20 protein-coding genes are annotated in these 21,831 nt (G+C 43.9%); 15 read left to right on the top strand and 5 right to left on the bottom strand.

What is annotated here, in order from left to right; all coding sequences use genetic code 11:
• Positions 1–64: 64 nt before the first annotated feature.
• Genes AC5RDS_RS07365 through AC5RDS_RS07340 form a run of 6 tightly spaced genes read left to right on the top strand, consistent with a single transcriptional unit; the run spans position 65 to position 6,108 of the window.
• Positions 65–1,030: a stage II sporulation protein M gene (locus AC5RDS_RS07365; protein WP_013613140.1), complete on the top strand. Its 966-nt coding sequence runs from the start codon at positions 65–67 to the stop codon at positions 1,028–1,030.
• Positions 1,031–1,054: 24 nt separating this feature from the next.
• A complete protein-coding gene (locus AC5RDS_RS07360; RefSeq protein WP_013613141.1) occupies positions 1,055–1,930 on the top strand; it encodes a hypothetical protein in 876 nt (291 codons plus the stop codon).
• Positions 1,914–2,642, top strand: a complete 729-nt coding sequence (locus AC5RDS_RS07355; protein ID WP_172720280.1) for a DUF4129 domain-containing protein — start codon at positions 1,914–1,916, stop codon at positions 2,640–2,642. The genes AC5RDS_RS07360 and AC5RDS_RS07355 overlap by 17 nt, the downstream gene beginning before the upstream one ends.
• Complete coding sequence (locus tag AC5RDS_RS07350; RefSeq protein WP_013613143.1) at positions 2,639–3,811, top strand: DUF4350 domain-containing protein; 1,173 nt, start codon at positions 2,639–2,641, stop codon at positions 3,809–3,811. Before AC5RDS_RS07355 ends, AC5RDS_RS07350 begins: the two co-directional genes overlap by 4 nt.
• 3 nt (positions 3,812–3,814) lie before the next feature.
• Positions 3,815–4,786 (top strand): AAA family ATPase, encoded by a 972-nt coding sequence (locus AC5RDS_RS07345; protein WP_013613144.1) that lies wholly within the window; start codon positions 3,815–3,817, stop codon positions 4,784–4,786.
• Positions 4,786–6,108: a DUF58 domain-containing protein gene (locus AC5RDS_RS07340; RefSeq protein WP_013613145.1), complete on the top strand. Its 1,323-nt coding sequence runs from the start codon at positions 4,786–4,788 to the stop codon at positions 6,106–6,108. Before AC5RDS_RS07345 ends, AC5RDS_RS07340 begins: the two co-directional genes overlap by 1 nt.
• Here AC5RDS_RS07340 and AC5RDS_RS07335 read toward each other — a convergent pair.
• A complete protein-coding gene (locus tag AC5RDS_RS07335; RefSeq protein WP_118103174.1) occupies positions 6,105–7,430 on the bottom strand; it encodes an MFS transporter in 1,326 nt (441 codons plus the stop codon). The two genes, AC5RDS_RS07340 and AC5RDS_RS07335, sit on opposite strands and share 4 nt — an antisense overlap.
• A 34-nt stretch (positions 7,431–7,464) precedes the next feature.
• Positions 7,465–8,100 carry a lactate utilization protein gene (locus AC5RDS_RS07330; RefSeq protein WP_013613147.1) on the bottom strand — a complete coding sequence of 212 codons (636 nt, stop codon included), beginning with the start codon at positions 8,098–8,100 and terminating at the stop codon, positions 7,465–7,467.
• Positions 8,101–8,331: 231 nt separating this feature from the next.
• Here AC5RDS_RS07330 and AC5RDS_RS07325 point away from each other — a divergent pair, with 231 nt between their 5' ends.
• Positions 8,332–9,480 (top strand): OprO/OprP family phosphate-selective porin, encoded by a 1,149-nt coding sequence (locus AC5RDS_RS07325; protein ID WP_022159550.1) that lies wholly within the window; start codon positions 8,332–8,334, stop codon positions 9,478–9,480.
• A gap of 109 nt (positions 9,481–9,589) precedes the next feature.
• Entirely contained in the window at positions 9,590–10,045 is a 456-nt protein-coding gene (locus AC5RDS_RS07320; RefSeq protein ID WP_013613149.1) for a DUF2059 domain-containing protein, read from the top strand.
• An 845-nt stretch (positions 10,046–10,890) separates the two neighbouring features.
• Here AC5RDS_RS07320 and AC5RDS_RS07315 read toward each other — a convergent pair.
• From AC5RDS_RS07315 to AC5RDS_RS07305, 3 genes are all read right to left on the bottom strand, one after another.
• Entirely contained in the window at positions 10,891–13,020 is a 2,130-nt protein-coding gene (locus AC5RDS_RS07315) for a type IA DNA topoisomerase (protein WP_118944902.1), read from the bottom strand.
• A 158-nt stretch (positions 13,021–13,178) separates the two neighbouring features.
• Complete coding sequence (locus tag AC5RDS_RS07310) at positions 13,179–13,625, bottom strand: hypothetical protein (protein ID WP_147347671.1); 447 nt, start codon at positions 13,623–13,625, stop codon at positions 13,179–13,181.
• A gap of 684 nt (positions 13,626–14,309) precedes the next feature.
• Positions 14,310–14,918, bottom strand: a complete 609-nt coding sequence (locus AC5RDS_RS07305) for a recombinase family protein (protein WP_046402312.1) — start codon at positions 14,916–14,918, stop codon at positions 14,310–14,312.
• Between the two features lie 59 nt (positions 14,919–14,977).
• Here AC5RDS_RS07305 and AC5RDS_RS07300 point away from each other — a divergent pair, with 59 nt between their 5' ends.
• From AC5RDS_RS07300 to AC5RDS_RS07270, 7 genes are all read left to right on the top strand, one after another.
• Positions 14,978–15,805 carry a lipopolysaccharide biosynthesis protein gene (locus AC5RDS_RS07300; protein ID WP_229091399.1) on the top strand — a complete coding sequence of 276 codons (828 nt, stop codon included), beginning with the start codon at positions 14,978–14,980 and terminating at the stop codon, positions 15,803–15,805.
• Between the two features lie 73 nt (positions 15,806–15,878).
• Entirely contained in the window at positions 15,879–16,856 is a 978-nt protein-coding gene (locus AC5RDS_RS07295; RefSeq protein WP_118103240.1) for an NAD-dependent 4,6-dehydratase LegB, read from the top strand.
• A complete protein-coding gene (locus tag AC5RDS_RS07290; RefSeq protein ID WP_118103238.1) occupies positions 16,849–17,994 on the top strand; it encodes a LegC family aminotransferase in 1,146 nt (381 codons plus the stop codon). The genes AC5RDS_RS07295 and AC5RDS_RS07290 overlap by 8 nt, the downstream gene beginning before the upstream one ends.
• Complete coding sequence (locus AC5RDS_RS07285) at positions 17,991–18,629, top strand: acetyltransferase (protein ID WP_118103236.1); 639 nt, start codon at positions 17,991–17,993, stop codon at positions 18,627–18,629. The genes AC5RDS_RS07290 and AC5RDS_RS07285 overlap by 4 nt, the downstream gene beginning before the upstream one ends.
• Positions 18,629–19,636, top strand: a complete 1,008-nt coding sequence (gene neuB, locus AC5RDS_RS07280; protein WP_118103234.1) for an N-acetylneuraminate synthase — start codon at positions 18,629–18,631, stop codon at positions 19,634–19,636. The genes AC5RDS_RS07285 and neuB overlap by 1 nt, the downstream gene beginning before the upstream one ends.
• Positions 19,633–20,796 carry a UDP-N-acetylglucosamine 2-epimerase gene (neuC, locus tag AC5RDS_RS07275; RefSeq protein ID WP_118103232.1) on the top strand — a complete coding sequence of 388 codons (1,164 nt, stop codon included), beginning with the start codon at positions 19,633–19,635 and terminating at the stop codon, positions 20,794–20,796. The genes neuB and neuC overlap by 4 nt, the downstream gene beginning before the upstream one ends.
• Entirely contained in the window at positions 20,789–21,829 is a 1,041-nt protein-coding gene (locus tag AC5RDS_RS07270; RefSeq protein ID WP_118103230.1) for a nucleotidyltransferase family protein, read from the top strand. Before neuC ends, AC5RDS_RS07270 begins: the two co-directional genes overlap by 8 nt.
• The last annotated feature ends 2 nt before the right edge of the window (positions 21,830–21,831 follow it).

Here is a 21,831-nt window from a genome sequence, read left to right as displayed (position 1 = left end):
TTTATCTTGCAAACATATGTTTTTTTCTGAAAAAAATATACTTTTATGCTGTTTAACTGAGAGTATGAAAGAAGCCCGGTTTATTTCACGCAATAAAGATAAATGGAAAAATATGGAAAACGGACAGCAACCGGATGCGGAGCATTTGGCTGCTAATTTTATCGAATTGTCCGATGATCTGGCTTATGCCCGTACTTTTTATCCGGGAAGCGAGGTGGAACGCTACCTGAACCAGCTGATTGCCGGTTATCAAACCGATATCAACTCGCGGCCTGTGCGGAAAAATAAACCGATATGGTATTTTTGGAAACAAGAATTGCCTTTACTGTTGGCCAGCGAATACAAAACCTTACTTTTTGCCTTTTTCTTTTTCGTGTTGTCGGCTTTTGTCGGGGTATTTTCAGCTGCTCACGATGAGTCGTTCATCCGCTTGATTTTGGGAGATACTTATGTGAATATGACCATCGATAATATCACTTCCGGTAAACCGATGGGCGTTTATAACCAGGGAGACGAATGGGAGATGTTTTTGCGGATTACGACGAACAATATCCGGGTGTCTTTTATCGCTTTTGCTTTCGGGTTATTTTTTTCGGCCGGAACTTTGTGGATCCTTTTCTCGAACGGGATGATGATCGGTGCTTTCGAATATTTTTTCTATAAATACGGTTTATTGGCCCACTCCGTCATGTCGGTATGGGCACACGGTACTTTCGAGATTACTTCGGTTATTATTGCCGGAGCTGCCGGTCTGATTATGGGGAATAGCTTTTTGTTTCCCGGGACTTATCCCCGTTTGTTTTCTTTCAGGCGGGGAGCTGTTCGTGGGGTGAAGATCGTAGCGGGATTAGTTCCCTTTTTTATTCTGGCCGGCGTGATCGAGAGTTATATTACCCGTTATGCAGATGCTATGCCTGTCGTCGGTGCACTCTGTATCGGGATTTCGGCTGTCGGCGTGATCGGTTATTTTATCGTTTATCCTGTGATCATCGGGCGCAGACAGAAGTTGAACGAAGGAGAAATAGATTGATTGATATTTTAAATATACATGTGAATGGAAAAGATTAATTTTAATCAGGTACGTGGGTTCAGTGATTCGATTACCCTGACTTTTAATTTTATTAAACAGGAATTTAAGCCTTTGCTGAGGTCTTTTGCGGTGATTGCCCTGCCTGTTATTTTTATCGGATTGTTTTTTATGAGCTATTCGGCTCGTGAGAGCTTGATTGCGATCGTACAGCCTGATCAATACGCCGGATCGCCGCTCGATATGCTGACCAATAGCCTGTTGACCAATCTTTCGACGATGGTGATCTATTTCTGGATGGCGCTGATCGGTATCGCTTATATTCGTGTTTATCAGGATAAAGTTGCTGCGGCCGACGAGGCAAGAATCACTCCGGGAGAGGTTTGGCAAGTGATGTGGCGTAATCTGGGTAAATCCCTGTTGTGGGCGGTTATCTATTTGCTGATGGTTGTTTTCGGTACGATACTCTTTATTGCTCCCGGGGTTTATCTGGGAGTCGTTTTTGGTTTCGTATTCTATTATATGATACTGGAAAACCGGTCGATTTCGGCGGGAATGAGCGGTTCGAGAGAGTTGTTGAAGGGAAAGTGGTGGAATTTCTTCGGGTATGTGATCGTTTTACAGTTGATTGTCGGCGGGCTTTCTTATATTTTTTCCATTCCCTACCTGGTATTGACTTTTAAGACTACTTTTACCCAGCAGCTTCCTGGAATTTACGAAACGACTTTTAGTCTTTTGTTCGCAAACCTGGGACAAAGCCTGTTGCAACTGATCTCCGTGGTGGGTATTGCAGTCCGGTTCTTCACTTATCTGGAACAGAAAGAACATACCGGTCTGTTGAGTAAGATCGGACAGATCGGGAATAGGGATAAACAAATGCCGGAGCGTGAAGAAATGCATTGAATATATTGTTTTTGTCGTCGTTCTGCTTGTGGGACGGGGAGAGGGGTATGCTGCTTCGGTTTCGGCGGAGTCGGTATCGGTTTCTGGTCGGATCGCTTATCGGGAACGTACTCCCGGAGAAAACTTTTTACAACAGTACCGTGACGATCCGGCATTCGATTATTCGGTGAAACCGGTTGCCGAAACCGGCGATTGGTGGCAGAGATTGAGGTGGTGGCTCATGCAGCATATCTTCGGTAGTTACACGCATAAAGATATCGTATGGCTGGACTTGTTGCTGAAAGTGCTGGCAGGACTGATCGTCGTTTTTGGCATTTATAAACTCGTACGCAGCAAGTTTTGGCTGACTGCAAAATCGGAACCGGACTTTCAGAAAACGATGGCCCCCTGGATAGGTGAAGCCTGGAACGAACTTTCTTACCGGCAAATGCTGGAACAAGCCGTGGCGGAAAATGATTTCAAATTGGCTATACGCATTCGCTATGGAGGCCTGCTGCATTTGATGGATGAAAAAGGAATGATCCGCTGGGATGCCCATAAAACGAATAGATCCTATTACTATGAATTGAAAGATAAAGCCTTAAGGGATGATTTTGAAAAGCTCGCTTATATTTTCGATTGCGTGTGTTACGGTGATTTTGAGGTGAGTGCTTCTCTGTATGGGCAACTTGAACCGGTGTTCGACGAATTCCGGGATAAACTGAAAAAATGAAGATTAGAAATTTTGTCGGTATTGCATTATTGTTGATCTTATCACTGATCTACACCTGGTATGAGGCAAATCGTCCCCGGCCGGTAGATTGGTCCGAAACGTATTCGCCGAAGGATAAGATCCCTTACGGTACTTACATTACATACCGGAGCTTGCCTGAATTATTCCCGGATTCAAAGATCAGGACTTCGCGCTTGTCGATAGCCGAAGAGTTCGGAAGTGGGCGGGATACATCTGCCGGGACATACATTTTTGTCGGTTCGGACTATCGGATCGATGCCCTTGAATTGAAACATTTGATGCAGTGGGTAGAGAAAGGAAATGATATGTTCGTTGCCGCCGGGTGGATTGCCGACACGCTGTTGAATGCTTTATCCCTGAAGCTGGAACAGAATTTGAACCCCAGCGGCAGTAAATTGCTTTTTGCTCCCGGGCACGTATATCCGTTTTATAAAATCCGGCACGGTAGCTATTTTGTCTTGCCGGCTGATTTTAAAGGCGAACGTTTGGGGATCAGGATCGATAACGATTCCACCGATTTTATCCGCCTACCCTATGGGCGGGGACAGGTATTCCTGAATTTGAATCCCTGGGCTTTCACCAATCGCTGGGTTTTGGATAGTGTCTGTGGCGATTATTATTACAAGGCGTTGTCGTGGTTACCGGATAAAGGTCGAACAGTGATTTGGGACGCCTACCACACGTTGGGAAGGCAGGAAGCACAAACACCTTTGCGGGTGATTTTGCAATACCCTGCCTTAAAATGGGCGCTTTATCTGTTGCTGGCAGGAGCTTTGTGTTATGTGCTGTTCCGCGCACGGAGAGAACAACGTCCGATTCCGGTAATCCACCCTCCGGAAAATAAAATGCTCGAATTTATAGCTACCGTGAGTTCACTTTATTATAAACAGAAAGAACATTCGGCGATTGCTTTAAAACTGACCGACTATTTTCTGGGAGAGGTCAGGACCAGATATCAACTGGCTACCGACCGGCTGGACGAACCCTTTATCCTCGGATTATCCGCACGCTCCGGGGTAGAGGAGGAAGATACCCGCAGACTGGTGCAGCTGATTACGAAAATCAGGACCAGCCGGCAGGTGAATGAAACCGAATTGCGTAATTTGGTACAGGGAACAGAACTTTTTAACAGGAAATTAAATCAATAAAATATGGATACTGGTTTTGAAACGAGAATAGATTTTTCAGCGTTGAATGAGAAAATTGGTTTGTTAAGAGAACAAATGGCCCGGGTGATTATCGGGCAGCGGCAAGTGGTCGATTTGTTACTGACGGCCTTGCTGGCCGACGGCCATGTTTTGATCGAAGGAGTACCCGGAGTGGCTAAAACATTGATGGCTAAGGTGTTGTCTCATTTGATCGAAGCCGGTTTCTGCCGTATTCAGTTTACTCCCGACCTGATGCCGAGTGATGTCCTCGGGACTTCGGTATTTTTACCTTCTACAGGAAAATTCGAGTTCCGGCAGGGGCCTGTATTTACCAATATTTTATTGGTGGATGAGATCAACCGCTCGCCGGCAAAGACGCAGGCAGCCCTTTTTGAAGTTATGGAAGAAAGACAGATTACCAATGATGGTGTAGAATATGCTATGGAGTTTCCATTTATGGTCGTCGCAACGCAGAATCCGGTAGAACACGAAGGCACTTATCGCCTGCCGGAAGCCCAACTCGACCGGTTTATGTTTAAAATTTTAGTGGATTATCCCAGGAAAGAAGAAGAGATTGAAGTATTGGAATTGCACGATAAAAGATCGTCCGAAAGTTGGAAAGAACAAACACCGGTAGTATCGGTCGGGGAATTGAGCTATTTACGGGAGAAAGTACATGATGTGCATGTCGACGGAAAAATAAAAGCTTTTATCGTAGATATCGTCGGTACAACCCGCGACAATGCCTGGTTGTACCTGGGTGCCTCTCCCCGGGCATCGATCGCTTTGATGAATAGTGCAAAAGCATTTGCTGCCATCAGCGGACGTGATTTTGTCGTTCCTGAGGATGTATTGTATCTGGCTGCTCCGGTATTGCGGCATCGCGTGCAGCTTTCGGCCGAGAAAGAGTTGGAAGGGGTTGTGGTGGATCAGGTCATTCAACAATTGATCGCTAAAGTCGAAATTCCCAGATAATGAAGGAACTCTTTTTGAACCGGCGTTTTTTTATGTTCCTGTGGGGTGGGGTATTCGCTTTACTGCTGACCTTCGTATTTCCTCGGGTATATCCCTGGGTAATCTGGGCTTTGGGATGCGGAGGGGGACTCGTCGTTGTGGATATCACCTTGTTGTATGGATTCGGAAAGGCATGCGGTGCACAACGTATCGTAGGGGATAAATTTTCCAACGGGGAAGAAAATCCGGTACGGATCCGGGTGGAAAACAAGTATCCTTTTGCGGTCCGGGTGCGTGTCGTAGATGAAGCGCCGGTCGAATTTCAGGAAAGAAACAACAGTTTGAATTTTTGTCTGTCCTCCCACGAACACAAAGAAGGTACTTACTTCCTCCGCCCTGTAAAACGGGGGGCTTACCGGTTCGGGCAGATCAGGGTATTCGTGACCTCCCGTTTGTCGCTGGTCGAACGCCGCTATTCCTTCGGAAAAGAAAAGGAAGTGGCGGTTTATCCTTCCTTTGTCTCTATGCGGAAATACGAATTACTGGCATTTACAGGCCGGCAGTCCGGTAACGGGATAAAACGGATACGGGTGGCCGGTATTTCCACGGCTTTCGACCAGATAAAGCCTTATATCCAGGGTGATGATCCCCGTACCGTAAATTGGAAAGCGACCGCCAAATGCAACCGGCTTATGGTCAACTCCTATACCGAAGAACGTTCACAATCCGTGTATTGCGTGATCGATAAAGGACGGACCATGCAAGCTCCTTTTCGGGGAATGACGACTTTGGATTATGCGATCAATGCCACTCTGGCCTTGGCGAATATCATTCTGAAAAAAGGAGATAAAGCCGGATTACTGACTTTCTCTGATAAAGCCGGAGCGTTGATAAAAGCAGATAACCGCCGGTTGCAGCTGAATAGCATCAGCGAGGCGCTTTATAGTCAGCAGACTTATTATCTGGAGTCGGATTTCGAGCAATTGTGCGTCACGGCTTCCCGGCAGATCCATAACCGGAGTCTGCTGATCCTTTTTACAAATTTCGATACCGTCGACGGGATGAAGCGCCGTTTGCCGGCCTTGAAAAGGTTGACGGATAACCATTTGCTGCTGATCGTTTTATTTGAAAACACAGAGATCAACCGGGTGGTGACCGAACCGGCCTTGAGCATCCGGGATATCTATTTCAAAGCTTTAGCCGGAAGTTTTATTACAGAGAAAAGGCGTATCGCCCACGAGCTGAGAAATGCCGGTATTTATACCATTCTGACCGAACCCGAAAAACTGACCGCTACGGTGATCGATGGCTATCTGGAAATGAAGGAAAGGGGACTTGTTTAAATCTGCTCTTCTGCAGCATCGATCCCCGTTGCAATTTCCTGGATAATCCCTTTCCGGATATAGACTTGCCGGGCATGTTTCCGTACCAATGGGCGGTAGTATTCGAAAATAATTCCTCCGAGAGCACAGGAAACACCTGAAATCAGGATGATAGCCGGTAAACCGGTTTGCTTTTCCAGACTGCCCAGAAACATACTCCCCACCGGAGCTATTCCGGTGAAAGTCATTGCCAGATATCCCATGACACGTCCTCTTTTATCTTCATCGGATAACGTTTGTAACAGGGTGTTGATAGAGGCTACCGTACTGATGATGGCAAATCCTGCTGGCAGGCAAATGAATGCTGCAATCCAATAAGTATCGATATACGATAGAATCATTAGGCTGATCCCCAGCAGGAAGGCCGATATCGTGACTACCTTACCCAGGCCGACTACGCTTTTGCGGGCTGCGAGGTAAAGGGCGGCCAGAAAAGAGCCCACTCCGATGCAGGATAGTAAAAATCCCAGCATTTCGCTATCTCCCTGAAGAATATCCTTGACATAAGCCGGAATAAAAGTCATGAGCGGCAAGCCGAAGAAACTAACGGCACTCATTAACAACAACAGGGCCCGTATGGGAATGTTACCGGACACATAGGAGAAACCTTCTTGTATATCTGTGAGCACATTTTGCCGGCGGTGCTGAACGGTAAAAGGAGACAGGCGCATCAGGAAGAGGGCGATGATGACTCCCAGGTAACTGATTCCGTTCAATAGAAAGCAGAGCCCTTCACCGAAGATTCCGATCAGTACTCCTCCGACTGCCGGGCCGATGAGCCGGGAACCATTGATCACAGCCGAATTGAGCGCGATGGCATTGCTGAGATGTTCTTTGGCTACCAAACTCGGATAGAAGGCTTGACGGGTGGGATTGTCCAGGGCGTTGATGCAACCGATCAGCAGGCTTAAAATCAGGATATGCCATACTTCGATCACGCCGCTCAAGGTCAGTACAGCCATCGAAAGGGCTTGTACCATAGATAAAGATTGGGTCAGGATCAGTATTTTTTGCCGGTCGAAACGATCGACAAAAACACTCATGAGGGGGGTGACCAATAAAATCGGAATTTGGGCCATAAAAGTTACCGTTGCCAGCAAAAATACCGAACCGGTCAGGCGGTATACCAGCCAGCTCATCGCAATCTGTTGCATCCAGGTTCCGGTCAGCGACACACACATCCCCGTGAAATACAACCGGAAATTACGCGTCTTCAACGATATCAGAATAGATGAAAAAGCCTTACCGTTATCCGGTAAGATCTCCCGTAATCCTCGAATCACTTTCTTTTTCTTTTAATCCCTGATTTTGTTTCGTTTAAAGCCCCAGTTCCTCTCCGATCAAAATGACTTTGATTCTGCCTGCCGGATAACTCTTTTCTGTAATTGTCCAGACATTACAAATCCGGTCGGGGCTATTACAATCCATACATACACCGGTCTTGTGACATGGGGTACGGAAGCCTTCATGGCGTATTGCATTTCGGGGGGCTGCAATGGTCCTGACCCGGTGCATGGCTTCCTCCAGGTTTGCGGTGATTTTATTGATACCGATGAACAATACCACATGTTTAGGCCCGAAAGTGATACCGCCGACCCGGTTACCGATCATATCCAGATTGACCAATTGACCTTTTTGTGTGAGGGCGTTGCTCCCCGTTAGAAACAGGTCGGTTAACAGAGCCTGGCGTCTCCAATAGATCTTTTGTTTCCGGCTCATACCCGGAGCGAAACTATCGATGACCGAGAGTTCCGGATTTTTTTGCAATTCATTCAAAACGCCCGTAGCCTTCATCGTTTCGGAATCGCCCCAGGAAACAGTCTCCACCTGTAGTCCCGGGAAGATATCCCGGAAAAATATCGCACTGGCTTCGGCTGTATTATGGGCAAAAAATGCTTCGAAATGGTTGTGGCGTAAAGCTGCAATAGTTTTGTCGATGATTTCTTTGTTCATATTTTGCTTACTTTTTGTCTGTTTTAACGTATACGACCGATGATTATCCGTGAATCATCGATGCTGTCCGCTGTAGTTACAAAGCCGGTAAAGAGGGTAAAAACAACCTGAAACTCTTGTAACTGAAATGATAGATTAAATGATGGACAAAGATAGGGATTTACTCTTTTTATCTGGAATTTGTTTGTTAATATTTCATTTTATAATTTTACACTCTTAATAACATCGATTATGAAAAGATTGCTCACACATTTAGGTCTTCGGTTTTTTCTGCTTTTTTCCTGTATTTTTCTTTCCTCGTTTTTTATTTCACTTTCTGCTCAGGAGTTTGTAAAAGGGGGGGCGAATGGTTTCGAATGGCGGTTGATAGGCCGTGTATTTTTTGACGGAGGGTATTTTTTTAACGATACCACCGATTTAGGTAGTAGTTTTCAGGTGAACGATATCCGTTTAGGGACCCAGATTCGTTTTCTGGAGCACTGGGAAGCTAAAATAGAATTGGGGTATGGAGACAGTAAGATCAGTATGAAGGATATTTTCCTGACTTACAAATTCGGTGAACAGGCTGTCCGGGTCGGTTATCAATATGAGCCTTTCGGAAATTCCCGGGTAGGAACGACGAATTTTCGTTTTATGACCAATGCTGCTTCGGATAAAGCGTTGGGAAATTCCCGGAAATTGGGGGTAGGCTACAGCTATAATCACCAATGGTTTAATTTTATGGGAGGTATATACAGCGACGGAGATGTACAGAAGTCCAAGTCGCTGGATCAGGGCTATTCCCTGGCGGCGAAACTGATCGGCCGGCCTCTGTTGAAAGATAAGAAACTTGTCCATCTTTCTGTCGCACCCCGGTTCAGTAGCGGACAGGAAACGATCACTTTCAATGCCGGCATACCGACCGATTTATTGACGAAAGACGATAATTCGTATGTAGAGGCAAAAGTGGATCAGGTGATTAATCAATGGAAGCTCGATCTCGAAATGATTTTGCTCTACAATAAATGGTATTTCCAGGGGCAATATTTTCTGGCACACCTGAATCGTTTTCAGGCCGATAATTACAATGGCAAAGGATGGTACGGTCAGATCGGATACATGATTCTGGGAGCAAAGCATAATTATAATGCTGCTACCGGTATGATCGTCAATCCTGCTCCCAAAAGCCTTGAAGTGTTATGCCGCTATAATATGATCGACCTGAATGATGCCGGTATCCGGGGAGGGAGACTGACGGATATTTCTTTGGGAATGAATTATTTTATCAATAAATATGTAGCGGCAAAAATCAATTATACCCATATGATGGTCGGAAATAGTTCGCCCAAGGGAGGTGATGATTTCGACCTGATTCAGGCCCGGCTGCAATTTTCATTTTAGTTTGCAGACGATAAAAATTTCCTTACCTTAGACCGGTCGGAAAAGTCCATAAATTTTCCGGATCGGATGGGCTTATTCTGTCGGAACCGATAGATTTAATTTTAATAATATGAAAAAGATTCTGGTAAGTTTAGCCGTATTGTGGTGTGTGGCACTCGGTGTACAGGCACAGGATAATCAGGAGTATGAGAAGCAAGTTGCCAAGATGTTGGAAATGACTCATACCATGGATGCCATGAAACAAATCTTCCCTCAGATGACAGCTATGTTAAAGCAGCAGTTGCCTCAGGCTCCCGATGAATTTTGGAAAGAGCTGGATGCTTCTATGAATGGGATGTATGACAAGATGATCAAGGCGGTGATCCCGGTGTATAAAAAATACCTTACGCTGGATGATCTGAAAGAGATCATCAAGTTTTATGAAACTCCGGTAGGAAAGAAATTGTCTGAAATGAATCCCAAAGCGACAGCCGAAATATTACCTATCGCCCAACAGATCGGGATGCAGACGATGCAGGAACTGATGCAGAAAGCACAGGAAAAAGGGTATTTGAAACAACAATAAAAAGGGATTCCGACAAGTCGAATTTTCGACTTGTTGGGATTAGTGTCCCATGTAGGGATATACATGGGTATAGGGCTGATTGGCGGGACTTTCGGTTCCGGATTTTAAGCTATTTATTAAAGCTGATCAGCGTGTTCAAAGAATGTACTGATAGATCAGTTGTCGGTCTGTTTACGGCAGAGTGGGCCTTTCTTTCATTAATAGCCCGTTTCCTGTTCTAAAGGCGGGTATCTTATTTTTCTTTTTATACGGTAGTTTTTAGATATAGACCGTTTTCTCTGTTTTTTATTCAATATACCGATCCGAAAGCGGGCCATTAGGGGATTTCTGTTTTGGGAATATATTTATTTAATCTTTTCGGATAACATAAACTTTATCTAAAACTGTATATTTGTTTGTATCTTTTTCTTAATGAATATCGATAAATATTTTTATTATTGATAATTATGTTTAAATTCGTATCGATTAACCTAAAAACTTAAATTTATGAAGCAAAGTTTTTTATTCAGTCTGTTTCATTTACCATCTTCCCTATTTTAAATAAGATTGAAATAAAGAGTAATAATAAGTGTTATTAAAAGGAGGATAGCGATTATTATTTTGATTGTTTTATTTGTCAAAAATGTTGATGTCAATGAAATGATCAATACAGATGAAAGAATCCATTTTCCTTTTTCTGTCCAAGAGGTAGCTAATAGAATGATTATTATTGTAGCGATGACTAAATAATCTATAATTCCCCATTTTTTTTTCATAGTCCTGAAATATTATAAGGTATACATCCAACCCCGGAAAGTTAATAATAAGTTGTTGTTATAAAAAGTGTGTATACGTTTTTTGTAATATTATATCTTGTCGACTATAATGTTTTTATTTTCATCCAGGCGGATCATTCCGTTAAACGGGTTGCCTTTCGGATCCTTGAAACCGGATATTTTGCCGGTTTGGCCTTTTTGTATTAATGTATCTACTTGTTTTTGGGTGAGTTTCTTGCCTTGTATTTCCATCGGAATCAGAAAATCACAGGATTTCCGGTATAGGGTACATCCCCAGGCGGTTTTTCCCTTCACAATTTCTCCTTGTCCGCATTTGGGGCATTTCAATACAACTGCAATTTTTTCTCCGTTCTCCTTTTTCCCTTTTCCTTTCTCCCTTTCTTTTTTAGTTTTCTTGTCTTCCCCGTCTTTTTCCTCCGGTGTTTCTACAGTGATCGTTTTCGCTGAAGAATAACGTACAAAATGGACGATTTCGTTTACCATCGCCTTCAATTCTTCCATGAAGTCGGCCACCTGATAGGTACCGTCTTCGATCATACGCAACTTCTTTTCCCATTGTCCCGTCAGTTCTGCGGATTTCAGAAGGTCGTTCTGAATGGTGTCGATAAGCTCTATGCCTGTCGTTGTTGCTAAAATCCGTTTTTTGTCTTTGCGGATGTATTGCCGTTTAAACAACGTTTCGATGATATTTGCGCGGGTAGAAGGGCGTCCGATTCCGTTTTCTTTCATCAGATCCCGCAGTTCTTCGTCTTCCACTTGTTTCCCGGCAGTTTCCATGGCCCTCAATAAATCGGCTTCCGTATAGTATTTAGGGGGCTGAGTTTGTTTTTCCTGGATTTCGGGGGTATGCGGGCCGTGTTCTCCTTTTTCGTAAACCGGTAATACGTTTTCTTCGTTTTGTTTGTCTGTATTATTGCCGAATACCACCCGCCACGCCGGATCGATGATTTGTTTTCCGGTGGCTTTGAAGTCTTCGTCGCCAATTCTGGCCATAACGGTTGTATTGGCTATTTCGCAGTCCGGATAGAAGACGGCAATGAAACGGCGGGCTACCAGATCATATACCCGCTTTTCCTCGGGAGACATATCGTAACTGAATACACCGGTAGGAATGATGGCATGGTGATCCGTAATTTTTTTGTCATTGAAGACTTTGGCTGACTTCCGTATTTTTCCTCCCGATAAGATCGGCTGTGTTAAAGCCTCATAAGGTTTCAGGCCCTGAAGTATTTTGGGAACTTTGGCATATTGGTCGTTCGGTAAAAAGTTGGTATCCACACGGGGATAGGTGGTCAGCTTTTTCTCGTAAAGCGACTGTATGATTTTTAAGGTATTTTCGGCTGTATAGGCGAATTTTCGGTTACATTCCACCTGCAATAGAGTCAGGTCGAACAGTTTCGGCGGATGTTCCATGGCCTTTTTCCGCTCGATACTGAGAATTTCCAGTTCGAGTGGAGTGATTTTTTCCAGGAGGGCTTCGGCTTCCTCTTTTTTATTGAACCGTCCGCGCAAACAGGAGAAAAGTCCTTCCCGGTAATTCGTCCGTATTTCCCAATAAGTTTCCGGTTTAAAGTTCTCGATCGCTTTTTGTCGTTCGACGACCAGGGCCAGGGTAGGGGTCTGCACTCGTCCGATCGAGAGTACGTTTTTTCCTGTCCCGTATTTCAACGTATAAGCCCGCGTGGCATTCATCCCTAACAGCCAGTCGCCGATAGCCCGTGCAGAACCGGCCGCATAGAGAGTATCGAAATCTTGCGATTCCATGAGTTTTTCGAATCCTTCCCGGATGGCTTCTTCTGTCAGCGAAGAAATCCAAAGGCGTTTGATAGGTACCCCGCATTTGGCTTTGGTCAATACCCAGCGTTGAATCAGTTCTCCTTCCTGGCCGGCATCCCCGCAATTGATCACCATTTCAGCTTTCGAGACCAGCTCCTCGATAACGACAAATTGTTTTTTTATTCCCTCATCTTCGATCAGACGGATCCTGAATTTCGAGGGGATCATCGGCAATACCCCTAAATTCCATTTTTGCCATTTCTCCGTATATTCTCCCGGTTCTTGCAGGGTACATAAGTGTCCGAATGTCCAGGTAACACAATATCCATTCCCTTCCAGATATCCGTTCCGCCGGGTCGTAGCTCCCAGAATATTCGCGATTTCTTTGGCAACACTTGGTTTCTCTGCAATACACATTTTCATAATTCCGCACGACTTGATTCTGCTACAAAGATAATGTAAACCGAAAGCAAAGCCAAGTTTACTTGAACTTTGCTGAGATGTAGCTTATTTTATCGAATGATAATGCAAACCGGGTGCAGAACGAAACGAATTCGTTCATTTCTTCCGTCAGGGGAGACTTATGTTTCTTTTGCCACTGTTCCCAGAAAACGACTTTCCGAAAAAATGTTCCGGTATTTATTTTTGAAAAAAGCAAATAAATGGATCTCTTTACCTCTTTCGGCCGGGAGAGTAAAGGTATATGCTCCTGTAGCCCGTATGGTTTCAAAACCTTCCAGCCAATATATCTCACCGTCGTCTACCCTGGTTTTATCGTAAATGGCTATTTGTAATAAGTCGTCGTCGAAACCCTGATTTTTATACCCGGGATTCCATTCCAGGCGAATAAGATCCGGAGTGGTATATTGCATTCCGAAATAATCCGGGATATAAAGCGGCCCGTAACATATCTTCAGGCCTGAAAATTCGGTAATTTCTCCTGTCTCCGTAAAGCTATGGATATTCTCTTTTATAAAAAGGTTATATCCGCTTATGTTTTGTCCATGCGTAGCATCGCTCCAGGTCATATACATCGGCATTTCCAGTTTATGATAAAATGAAGCCGCCCCTTTAAACCTGTTTTTCTGTGCTTTTTGCTTACTACTTTTCGATTTTCTATACCGTCCCGTTTTGCTCCTTATTCTCAGCTGTCCGTTTACTTCATAAAGGATAACATTTCCGAAACTTCCTTTCAGCAGTACCCATAGCCTGTTTTTTTAGTTTGAAAATGAATCAATTTCCCGATAACAGCGATTCCCCGGAGATCCCTTTGAGTATCAGCTTCCATGAAATTAACTAAAAAATGATTAAAATCCAAATAAAAACTGGATTAAAGCTTATTTATTTAGTTATTAATCTGGTAATAAATAGGATTTGTACTGGATTTAATCTGGATTTATCTATACACATATCCTGCTTTGTCCTATGTGGTTAGCATTCCCCCGATAGTTATAACTATATAATAAAAAAGGTCCAATTAAATCAGAATTTAATTGGACCTTTTTAAGGCAAATTATTTCACTGAATTTATTTAAACTAAACTCAGGGTAAATATAGTTTACTACTTGATTTCTATATGATTATCTTTTAGAAAAGGAACCGATTAGGTACGCTCCGCGGTCCTCAGTGTCATATTTCTACTGAAGAACCGTCTTATTTTCAGCCGCAAAAATAGCCTTTTATTTTTCCACTACAAAGAAAAAAATGCCTTTTCAGTTTTTAGAGAAAGATCTCAGGGGAATATTTTCCAGTTGGAGGTACTTATAAAGTGTGCTTTTACTCTTAATTTCAATTTGTTGGCATATTTGTTTTACAGCAAATCCTTTTTGATACAAGAGAGCTGCTTTTTTTACTTTTTGCTGGGTTTCCGGATTCAAGCCCTGAGGTCTTCCGAATTTTTTTCCTCTTTTCCGGGCTGCTTCCCGTCCTTCACGAGTCCTTTCCATAATCACATTCCGTTCGAATTCTGCCAGAGCCGCAAAAATATGCATCGTAAATTTCCCCATATAATCGGTCGTATCGATATTATCCTTGACCGAACGAATCCGTATGTTTTTACTTTCCAGCTCCGAGCATATCCGGACAATTTCAGACAGGCTACGGGCCAAACGATCTAATTTATAAACGACTAATACATCGCCTTCACGTAATAGTGAAAGGCAATGTTCCAGTTCCGGACGTTTTTTTACCCCGGAAATTTTCTCGCAAAAGATTTTTACGCAATTTTGTCGTTGCAACACATCCAGTTGCATATCCAGATTCTGATCACGCGTACTCACCCTTGCATAACCGAAAATCTGTCCTTTAATTTCTTTATTCATCAAGGTCATTTCCTCCCAATAATAAAAAACTTTTCACAAAAATATAAATGTTATCCGAATTGTTAAAAGTCCAATTAAATTCTGATTTAATTAGATTAATATGTTTTATTAATTATTTGATTGTATTGTCATCGCTAAAACAAAAAACGATCTCAGGAGTTCTTTGGAGTTGTGTTGAACGCTTTTCGGTTCAAGGTATTCAGTTTGTCATTATGGTCATAATACTTTTACCTTCTGATTATGGGATGATCGGAATGCTCGCCATATTTATCGCCATAGCACAAACGTTGATAGACAGTGGTTTCTCCAATGCTTTAATTCAGAAAAAAGACAGATCAGAAATTGATTATTCTACTGTATTTTATTTTAATATCGTTGTAGGAATTATCCTTTACTTTATTCTGTTTTTTTCCTCTCCTTTAATAGCGAGATTTTATAACACGCCCGAACTGACAGGATTAACACGTGTATTAGCCTTGAATCTGTTTATAAATTCTTTAGCTGTCGTTCAACGGGCTATATTGTCTATAAAAATAGATTTTAAGACTCAGGCAAAGGCTTCTTTTAGTGCTGCGATAATATCAGGCATCGTCGGCATAGTCATGGCATATACCGGTTTCGGAGTATGGTCACTTGCTGTTCAGACTGTTTTAAATGCTTTCGTGAATACAGTTTTATTATGGATTTTTTCAAAGTGGATTCCTTTGAAAGTTTTTTCTTTTGAATCTTTCAAAAAACTATTCGCTTTTGGTTCCAAACTATTGGCTTCCGGATTATTAGATACAATTTACCGGAATATTTATACTATCGTTATCGGTAAAAAATTTGCTTCCACTGATTTGGGTTATTTTACCCGGGCAGATCAGTTTGCACAATTCCCATCCTGATTTAATTGAAGTCTCATTCGGGCATTGAATAATTCTTTTAAAATCGATTTTTTCAAATTTACAATATTTCTTTATGCAAAAAGTATTGGTAACGGGGGCTGATGGTTTCATCGGTTCACATTTAACTGAAATGTTATTGGAACAGGGGCATAGAGTACGGGCTCTTTCCTATTATAATTCTTTCAATTACTGGGGATGGCTGGACGGGATTCAGCATCCGAATCTGGAAGTTGTAACGGGTGATGTCCGTGATCCTCATTTTTGTAAACATATCACAGCAGACACCGATATTATTTTCCATTTGGCGGCTCTGATCGCTATTCCTTATTCGTATGTAGCCCCGGATAGTTATGTAGATACTAATGTCAAAGGAACACTGAATATTTGTCAGGCTGCAAAAGAAAATGGAGTAAAAAAAGTATTGGTTACTTCTACTTCTGAAGTATACGGAACGGCACAATATGTCCCTATCGACGAGAAGCATCCGAAACAACCACAATCTCCATACTCGGCAACCAAAATAGGGGCAGATGCGATGGCTAAAAGTTTTTATAATGCTTTTGGATTACCAGTCGTGATTGTGCGGCCTTTTAATACGTATGGTCCCCGTCAATCAGCAAGAGCTATTATTCCTACAATTATCACCCAAATTGCCAATGGTATGAAGGAAATCAAATTGGGGGATCTCACTCCTACTCGGGACTTTAATTATGTGAAAGATACCTGCCGCGGTTTTATTGAATTATCCCGATGTGACGCTGCCATAGGCCAGGAAGTGAACGTGTGCAGCAATTACGAGATATCAATGCGCGATACCTTGGAATTAATCGCCCAACTGATGCATTCGGATGTAAAATTCGTGGAAGATACGCAGCGTCTGCGTCCGAAAAATTCGGAAGTATTCCGGTTGTGGGGGGATAATGCGAAAATCAAATCCCTGACCGGTTTTACTCCCCGATATACTATTGAAGAAGGATTGCGGGAAACGATAGATTGGTTTTTGGATAAGGAGAATTTGAAAAAATATAAGGCTGATATTTACAATGTATAGTCGGGTTATTGATTTTATTCGTCAGACTTTTCATCAGACGGAAGGGGTAGTTCCGTTGCATGCTCCCTGTTTTGTCGGGAATGAGAAGAAATATTTGAACGAATGTATTGATTCTACGTTTGTATCGAGTGTCGGAAAATTCGTAGACCGTTTTGAGGAAATGGTCGCAGAATATACAGGTGCAAAACGGGCGGTGGTATGTGTGAACGGAACCAATTCCCTTCATATGGCGATGTTGCTTTCGGGGATAAAGCAGGAGGATGAAATTCTCACCCAGCCTTTGACGTTCATTGCCACTTGTAACGCGATAAGTTATATCGGAGCCCACCCCGTATTCATTGATGTGGATTGTGACACGCTGGGCTTGTCCCCGCAGGCGGTGAGGACGTGGCTTGAGAGCAATGCAGAGGTGCGTGGCGGAGGATGTTTCAACAAAGGTACCGGACGCCGGGTGAAAGCGGTAATACCGATGCATACTTTCGGTCATCCGGTGAAAATCGATGAATTGGCCGGCATCTGTCGGGAATGGAATCTGGAACTGATAGAAGATGCAGCGGAAAGTATCGGCAGTTTTTACAAAGGGCGGCATACCGGCACTTTCGGTAAAGTCGGTGCTGTCAGTTTTAACGGCAACAAAACTATTACCACGGGTGGAGGGGGTATGTTGTTGTTTATGGATGAAGAGTTGGGAAATTACGCCAAGCATTTAACGACCCAGGCGAAGGTTCCGCATCGTTGGGAATTCGTACATGACCACGTGGGATATAACTACCGAATGCCGAATATCAATGCAGCATTGGGATGTGCGCAGATGGAGCATTTGCAGGAGTTTGTGGACAACAAGCGGGAACTAGCGGATTTGTACGCCGGTTTTTTCAAGGGAAGCGATATCAAGTTTTTTACAGAGCCGGATGGATGTCGGTCGAATTATTGGCTGAATGCGGTTCTGCTGAAAGATAAGACCGCCCGAGACCGTTTTTTGGAAGAAACGAATGACGCCGGAGTTATGACCCGGCCCGTGTGGCAGTTGATGAATCGTTTGCCGATGTTCAAAAACTGTGAGTGCGGAGATTTGAGCCATGCGAAATGGTTGGAAGAACGTATCGTAAATATTCCGAGTAGTGTAAGATTGTCATGAATCAGCGGGAGTTGATATTAGTCGGCGGAGGAGGACATTGCAAGTCGGTCATCGAAGTTGCGGAAAGTGCCGGAAGACGGATAGCGGGAATATTGGATGTCGCGGCGAATGTGGGTAAGAAAGTTTTGGGATATGATATCATCGGAACGGATGATTCGATTGTGGAATGGGCTGGCAAGGCCGAGTTTGTCGTTACCATAGGGTACATTAAAGATGCTTCCGTGAGAATCCGTTTGCATGAAAAAATCAAAGCTGCCGGAGGGCGTCTGGCCGTTTTAATAGCCTCTACCGCGCATGTTTCCAAACATGCCCTTATCGGTGAAGGGTCTGTTATTATGCACCATGCCCTGGTAAATGCCGATGCAAGAATCGGGAAAGGTTGCATTATTAATACTTTTTCCAATATAGAACATGATGCGGTCATCGGGAATTATTGCCACATTTCTACCGGGGCTATGGTAAATGGAAACTGTATGGTGGGCGACGGCACCTTTTTAGGCAGCCAGGCGGTCATGGTAAACGGCGTGTCTATTGTGGGAGGTTGTGTGATTGCGGCCGGTTCGATGGTGCGGAAAAATATAGTCCGGAAAGGAATTTATTCGGATAATCCCGCGGTGTTGAAAATAAAATTGTAATGTGCAGAACGTTAATCATAGCGGAGGCCGGAGTGAATCATAACGGTTCTTTGGAATTGGCCAAACAGTTGATAGATGCGGCGGCGGAAGCGGGAGCGGATTATGTAAAATTTCAGACATTCAGGACTGAAAATTTAGTGTCGAAGCAGGCCCGGAAAGCAGAATACCAGTCACGCTACACCCGTGACACGGACGATTCCCAATTTAATATGCTGAAAAAACTGGAATTGACTCCGGAGCAGCATGTGGAATTAATCGGTTATTGCCGGCATAAAGGAATCCGTTTCTTTTCTACGGCATTTGATTTGGAGAGTATTGATTTCCTGCAGGAATTGAAGTTGGGTATTTGGAAAATTCCGTCGGGGGAAATAACCAATTTTCCTTATTTGCGCAAAATTGCCCGGCAGCAGGAAGAGGTTATACTTTCAACGGGAATGTGTACGATGCAACATATATCGGAGGCAATTGCCGTACTCGAAACGTATGGCGTGAGGCGGGAACAGATTACGGTTTTGCATTGCAATACGGAATATCCGACCCCGATGTGCGATGTGAATTTACGGGCCATGCAGACGATCGGTCGGCAATTGGGGATAAGAGTCGGTTATTCCGATCATACAGTGGGGATAGAGATTCCGGTTGCTGCGGTGGCATTGGGGGCAACTGTGATAGAAAAGCATTTTACTTTGAGCAGGAGCCTGAAAGGCCCTGACCACAAGGCTTCTTTGGAACCCAAGGAGTTGAAGGCGATGGTACGGGCCATCCGGAATGTGGAGGCAGCCTTGGGGGACGGAGAAAAGAAAGTGAGTGTGTCCGAGGCCAGGAATATAGCGGTGGCACGCAAAAGCATCGTAGCCCGCAGGGAGATTCGGGCGGGGGAAATGCTGACGGAGGACAATCTGGCGGTGAAGCGTCCCGGAACGGGTATATCGCCGATGGAATGGGAACAGGTTGTCGGTCAGGTCGCTGTCAGAGATTTTGAACCTGATGAATTGATAGAATTATGAGGAAGATTTGTATTGTGACGGGTTCGAGGGCTGAATGGGGATTGTTGAGCGGTTTAGCACGGAAGATTACGGATGATCCGGAACTGGAGTTACAGATTATCGCGACCAATATGCACCTTTCGCCGGAGTTCGGTTTGACGTATAGGGAAATAGAGCGGCAAGGTTTTCGGATAAACCGCAAGGTTGAAATGTTACTGTCATCGGATTCGGCAAATGCCACGGGGAAATCCGTCGGTTTGGCTACAATCGGATTTGCGGACGCTTACGAGGAGTTGGCACCCGATATGTTGCTGGTGTTAGGTGACCGTTATGAAATATTAGCCGCAGTGACAGCTGCCTTGTTTTATAAGATTCCGGTGGCGCATTTGCATGGCGGGGAGGTGACAGAGGGGGCTTATGATGATGCGATACGGCATGCGATTACGAAGATGAGCCATTTGCATTTTACATCGACGGAGGAATACCGGAGGCGGGTCATTCAGTTGGGGGAACAACCGGAACGGGTGTTTCATGTGGGGGCGATAGGGATAGATAATATCCGGCATATCGCTTTATTGGATAAGAAAGTGCTGGAGGAACAATTGGATTTTCCTTTTGACAGGAAAACGGTTTTGGTGACTTATCATCCGGAAACCTTGGATGCGATTCCGGTCGAGGAACAGTTCCGGAATCTGTTGGAGGCCTTGGATGACCGGCAAGATATACGAATCCTCTTTACTCTGCCGAATTCCGATACCGGGGGACGGATTATTGTCCGGATGATTGAGGAGTTTGTGGCCCGCAACAAACAACGGGCAAGGGCATATACTTCTTTGGGGCAATTGCGCTATTTGTCGGCCTTGCGGTTTGTTGCCGCAGTTGTCGGGAATTCTTCCAGCGGCATATTGGAGGTACCTTCTTTCGGGAAACCGACGTTGGACATCGGCAATCGTCAAAAAGGCCGGTTGGCGGCGAATAGTGTGGTACATTGCGGGGTGTCGGGAGCAGAAATCAGCGAGGGGCTGAACCGGGTTCTCTCCGATGCGTTTGCGAAGCAGACGGCTTGTGTTCAAAATCCTTATGAGAAGGAAGATTCGGCTTTGGAAATTTTGAAAATATTGAAGAACTATCCGTTGGACGGAATAGTTCAGAAAACCTTTTATGATATTCGCCATGTGTGATTTTTCCAAATATTTGATACGGGATAATGTAACGGTCCGGGAAGCGTTGATAGCCTTGAATCGCTTGTCAAACGATACGTTGGTGTTGTTTGTCATTGACCGGGACAGGCGTTTGGTCGGTACTTTGACAGACGGGGATATACGGCGGGGATTAATCGAAGGTTTGAGGGTGGAGGATTGTGTCACGGCGGCGATGTTTACCTCTTTCCGTTATATCTATGAAACGGAGTTCAGTGTAGAGCGTTTGAAACAGTTGAAAGAGGAAGGTGTGAAGTTATTACCGGTATTGAAAAGCGACTGTACCATTCGGGCGATTTACAATCTGAAAAAGAAAAAATCGATTCTTCCGATAGATGCTGTATTGATGGCGGGAGGCAAGGGTGAGCGTTTGAGGCCTTTGACGGAAAAAACGCCTAAACCGCTCTTGAAAGTGGGGGAAAAGGCAATCATAGACTATAATATCGATAATCTGATTTCTTATGGCGTATCTCATATCAGTGTGACGACGAATTATTTGGGAGAGCAGATTGAAAAACATTTTAAAGTCTCACGGAAAGGGATAAAAGTAAATTGTGTGCGTGAACCTCAGTATTTAGGAACTATCGGTTCTATAAAGTTTGTGGACACTTTTTATAATGATACCATTTTGTTGATGAATTCGGATTTGTTTACGAACATCAACTTTGAAGATTTTTTCCTGCATTTCCGGAGGAATCATGCCGATATGTCGGTAGCCGCTATACCTTATTCCATTTCGGTGCCTTACGGCATATTTGAATTGGACGAGAGAAAAATAAAGGGCGTCAGGGAAAAACCCACTTATAATTATTATGCTAATTCCGGAATCTATTTGATTAAGAGGAAATTATTGGATTTGATTCCGGACGGCGTTTTTTTCAACGCTACCGATTTTATGGAAAAACTGATCCATGACGGCTTCAATGTGATTCGTTTCCCCTTGGTGGGGTATTGGATTGATATCGGCAAGCATGAGGATTACCGTAAGGCCCAGGAGTTTGTAAAACATTTATAGGA

The organism is Odoribacter sp. (genome assembly GCF_985060555.1).
The sequence above is the reverse complement of the archived record's forward strand: the minus strand, read 5'-3'. Positions and strand labels throughout refer to the sequence as shown.

Bases quoted from the DNA above. Each gene is read 5' to 3' on its own strand.
- AC5RDS_RS07305 (WP_046402312.1), bottom strand. From the start codon at position 14,918: ATGAATAAAGAAATTAAAGGACAGATTTTCGGTTATGCAAGGGTGAGT.
- AC5RDS_RS07320 (WP_013613149.1), top strand. From the start codon at position 9,590: ATGAAAAAGATTCTGGTAAGTTTAGCCGTATTGTGGTGTGTGGCACTC.
- AC5RDS_RS07360 (WP_013613141.1), top strand. From the start codon at position 1,055: ATGGAAAAGATTAATTTTAATCAGGTACGTGGGTTCAGTGATTCGATT.
- AC5RDS_RS07345 (WP_013613144.1), top strand. From the start codon at position 3,815: ATGGATACTGGTTTTGAAACGAGAATAGATTTTTCAGCGTTGAATGAG.
- AC5RDS_RS07285 (WP_118103236.1), top strand. From the start codon at position 17,991: ATGAATCAGCGGGAGTTGATATTAGTCGGCGGAGGAGGACATTGCAAG.
- AC5RDS_RS07270 (WP_118103230.1), top strand. From the start codon at position 20,789: ATGTGTGATTTTTCCAAATATTTGATACGGGATAATGTAACGGTCCGG.
- AC5RDS_RS07325 (WP_022159550.1), top strand. From the start codon at position 8,332: ATGAAAAGATTGCTCACACATTTAGGTCTTCGGTTTTTTCTGCTTTTT.
- AC5RDS_RS07340 (WP_013613145.1), top strand. From the start codon at position 4,786: ATGAAGGAACTCTTTTTGAACCGGCGTTTTTTTATGTTCCTGTGGGGT.
- AC5RDS_RS07315 (WP_118944902.1), bottom strand. From the start codon at position 13,020: ATGAAAATGTGTATTGCAGAGAAACCAAGTGTTGCCAAAGAAATCGCG.
- AC5RDS_RS07330 (WP_013613147.1), bottom strand. From the start codon at position 8,100: ATGAACAAAGAAATCATCGACAAAACTATTGCAGCTTTACGCCACAAC.
- AC5RDS_RS07290 (WP_118103238.1), top strand. From the start codon at position 16,849: ATGTATAGTCGGGTTATTGATTTTATTCGTCAGACTTTTCATCAGACG.
- neuC (WP_118103232.1), top strand. From the start codon at position 19,633: ATGAGGAAGATTTGTATTGTGACGGGTTCGAGGGCTGAATGGGGATTG.
- AC5RDS_RS07295 (WP_118103240.1), top strand. From the start codon at position 15,879: ATGCAAAAAGTATTGGTAACGGGGGCTGATGGTTTCATCGGTTCACAT.
- neuB (WP_118103234.1), top strand. From the start codon at position 18,629: ATGTGCAGAACGTTAATCATAGCGGAGGCCGGAGTGAATCATAACGGT.
- AC5RDS_RS07310 (WP_147347671.1), bottom strand. From the start codon at position 13,625: ATGACCTGGAGCGATGCTACGCATGGACAAAACATAAGCGGATATAAC.
- AC5RDS_RS07350 (WP_013613143.1), top strand. From the start codon at position 2,639: ATGAAGATTAGAAATTTTGTCGGTATTGCATTATTGTTGATCTTATCA.
- AC5RDS_RS07365 (WP_013613140.1), top strand. From the start codon at position 65: ATGAAAGAAGCCCGGTTTATTTCACGCAATAAAGATAAATGGAAAAAT.